This is a genomic window from Erythrobacter sp. HI0063 (genome assembly GCF_001635685.1).
Taxonomy (GTDB): Bacteria; Pseudomonadota; Alphaproteobacteria; order Sphingomonadales; family Sphingomonadaceae; genus Qipengyuania.
Genome location: NZ_LWFF01000022.1, coordinates 1 through 3,473, shown reverse-complemented (window position 1 = coordinate 3,473; position 3,473 = coordinate 1). Strand labels below are relative to the sequence as shown.

General features: G+C 60.5%; 3 protein-coding genes. All 3 read left to right on the top strand.

Features of this window, described 5'->3' with window-relative positions; genetic code table 11:
- Nucleotides 1-889, top strand: an 889-nt coding sequence (locus A3736_RS17280) for a hypothetical protein (protein ID WP_197465448.1), incomplete at its 5' end; no start/stop codon positions are given.
- A 558-nt stretch (nt 890-1,447) separates the two neighbouring features.
- Nucleotides 1,448-2,266 (top strand): hypothetical protein, encoded by an 819-nt coding sequence (locus A3736_RS01125; RefSeq protein ID WP_067678143.1) that lies wholly within the window; start codon nt 1,448-1,450, stop codon nt 2,264-2,266.
- Nucleotides 2,267-2,470: 204 nt separating this feature from the next.
- On the top strand, nt 2,471-3,473 hold a 1,003-nt coding region (locus A3736_RS01120; protein WP_197465447.1), incomplete at its 3' end, for a hypothetical protein.

Sequence of the window (3,473 nt, the reverse complement as noted above, 5' to 3'; positions counted from 1 at the left end):
CGACGAAATTTTGAGGGAACGTCTAAGCCTCGAAGAGCTGTCGTCTAGCATCCAGTCCTACGCAGGTCACAAGCAAGATGGCGACTGGCTCAAGCAGATCGCCGCGGCCAAATCCGCGGTGGTGAGCTTGGCGCCATACCCCGCGTTCAACAGGGCCATAGCGTCGTTCCGGTTTTTCGCCGAGCGCGCCGCCACCCGCCCACAGCACCGGGAGCCAGCGCTGCGGGGCGCCTTCTTATCCGCTGCGCTTGCCTCCATGGCGCTTGATGCGGCGCTGGAGCGGCTGGTCTTCGAGGAGCCGAAGGCGCGCTACGATTTGCTTTACTCCGGTGTTACCTATGGCGACGCAGGCGACAACCGGGTGCAAAGCAGTATCGACACCGTTCTCTCCGTTATATCGCAGGGCGTTAAAAATGGGCGGGCGCTGGCCCGCCAGACGGGCGACGCGCTGGAGGAGATGTTCACCGGGGTGCGCGCTGAGATCATCGCCGAGTTCTTCGCCAAGGAGCAGAACGCCGCATACCTGTACCCGGTCGCCCGCGAATTAGAGGGTCGCGCCCACGCCCGATCGCGGGATGGCCTAGTTGGGCTTTCGGTCGAGGCCAAGTCGATCATTGGCGTGTTCGCCGATTTCGTCGGCGCTAAGCGCACGGCGCTTTTGAGCAGCGAGTTCGTGACCGCGGCCTCAGCACCCTCACCAACGAAGGCTAAGGCGAAGGCCGTCGTGGGCTTGCCGATGCCGGCACCGAGCGCCATCGAAGCGCAGGGGCCGATTGACGGCACGGCTGCTGAAGAGAGCGATCGCGACGCTCCTCGACACGCTGGAACATCCGACGCGCCGCCGAAGCAGGAAGACGAGGACGAAAATCCCAGCCCGAACCTTCTTTAGCGGTAAGAATTCTTCAGGCGCTTACCAGAGAGGCGGTGCACTGCGACGCTTGGATATGCGAGGTGCGCGACCTACAATGGGTTTATGGACAGCGCGGCAAAACAGACCGAAACTGAAGGGCAAGGGGCTGATCGACTGAGCGAGGCGTGGGCTGCGCTTGGTGAACTGCTCGCGGCTGCGTCCGATATGCTTGATGGCATCGCAATTTTGTGTCGGCGAGGGCCGACAAGGGCTCGCAGATTTGCGTCGACAGCCATCGCGTTCGTTTTGAGCGCACTCATCTTCATCGTGCGGTCTCGCGCTCGCGCAGGTCGGCAGCGCGACAGCGCGCTGATTTCTGCACTACCTCAGCACCTGCGGCATCCGCCCCAGACCTGGGCCGCTCCGTAAAATAGGTTCGCATGCTGTGACGTGCGCTTGGTTTTCACAAGCGCACCTTTTTTAGCGCGCAGCTAGCGGAACCGACGGGCCTAGGTCCCGGCAGAGCGCAACCCGCACGTTTCGCGGGTTTCGCACCCTTCGCAGGTTTCGCAGCTCGCCGAATGCGAGTGTAGTATCATGAAGAAGATGAAGGATTGGGTCCGCCAAGAGGACCTAGATGCGAAGCTTGACGGGTTCGTCAAGGAAGCCGGGCAGCTGCCCGCAGGGATGACGCCTAACGAAGTTGCCGAGAAGCTCGGAATTACCGCGAACGGCAACTTCTATCGGCAGTTTCGCGACTGGAAGCACCGGCGTGAAGCCGAGGCCGCGATGCCCCCGCTCGAGATACCGGACGAAGTCCGCACGGAACTGGTGAATGTTCTGTCCGAAGCGAGCGATCTTGTGATGGACCAGTTTGCGCGCGTGGTGCGCTCCATTGCTGGAGATATAGATCGGAGCGCAGCTTTGCGCGTCAGAGATGCGGAACGTCGGGCGGCTGAAGCCGAGGCTGAGACCGAACACGTGCTAGAGCGATGGACCGAAACGGAGAAGGAGCTCGAAGCGACGCGGCATAAGGCTGCCGAAGCGCGGAAAGATAGCGAGGAGATGCGTCGTGTAGCGGACCGGCTGCTAGGCCAGCTCGATGAGAGGGGCAGGCTTCTTGCGGGGTTGGAGGATCGCGTCCGTCAGCAGAGCGGCTCGGATAAAGATGCCGCTCACCAGGCCACTCCTGTGCCGCCGGAAGCCGAGGAATTGCGGAATGCGAAGGCTTCGCCAGAGGACGCCACGAACGAAGACAAGATGACTGGAACCGAACCGGTAGTGGTTGGGCCGGCAGGTCCCACCCAGTCGTCGATCAACGAGGATGATGGCAAGGATGTCCATCAGACCGAGTTGTCGCTCGGCAACACCGATGACGCTGTCCAAGCGGAGGCCGGTGATGACGAAAACGACTGACCGGTTCGGCGCGCGCCACAACCCCCGTGGTTGTGGCGCGCCTATGGCTTTCCCGTGGAAGGGAAAGCCACGATCCACAGCGGGCAGCGAAGGATCGTTGGGGGTTCAGGGGCTCTCCCCTGGCACGCCTTTTTTGCCGCCAGCAAAAAAGCATAGCGTGTTATGCTTTTTTTCGAAGACCGTTCGGCCGGTCAGGAGGGGAGCATGAAAAGCCCCGTCGCCGGCAAGTCCGGTTCGGTCCGCTTTATGCACTTGAAGCCATCGCAGCTCAAGCTTGCGGAAGATCACGGCAAGCGTCTCGACGAGCGATCGCAAGCCCGCATGATCAACAACGACCCGCCCTTGACCACGACGGGACTGGACCTGGTTGATCTGTACGAACGGCATATCGCCGGTGCCAAGCTACATGGTGGAAAGAAGCGTGTCATCCACATCAACTTCCAATTCCCGGACGAACTCGTCGATGGCGATGACGGCCCCTACATGCTGAAACATGCCTGCGATTTCGTCGAGGCAATTTTTGGCGATGAGGCGATCTTCGCCAATCGACTGGACCGCGATGAGAAAGGCCGGAAGAATGTCGACGTCTTCGTGGCGCCGAAATACCTTAAGTCCACCTCGAAAGGATCCCACGTCTGGGTTTCCACGAGCCGTGACCTAAAGGAACTGGCGGAGGCGTACCGTCCATATAAGGACAAGGATGGAAAACCCATCACCACGCCCAAGGTGTGTGGGCAGGCTCTACAAGATGCCCTTCACGAGTATTTTCTGCACGTGATGGACCTTCCCGGCGTTGAGCGCGGGTCACCCAAACGCACGCGCGGTTCCGATTGGAAGCACGCCGAACAGCTTCGTTTGGATGAACTGGCCGAAGCCCAGGCGAGAGCCGATGCCCTGATCCGTGATCTGCAGAAACAGCACGAAGAGAACGCCAAGGGCCGTAAGGAACTCGAAGTAGAAAAGGAGCAAGTTCGGCACGCCAATGAAAATGCGGTCCGCGACAGGGCATCAGCTGCGGCCGAACTGGTAAGCGCCCAAGAAGCTGCTCGTCACATCAGAAGCCGCGCTGAGAAAGAGCGCGAGCGTGAAGATCAAGCAGCGCGAAAGGTCCGCGCGGATCTGCACGAGACGCAGATGCAACTGGTGAGTTCTGCTGTGAAAGCGAATGCTGAAGCAATAGCGGCAAGAAAGGCCGCCGAACAGATCC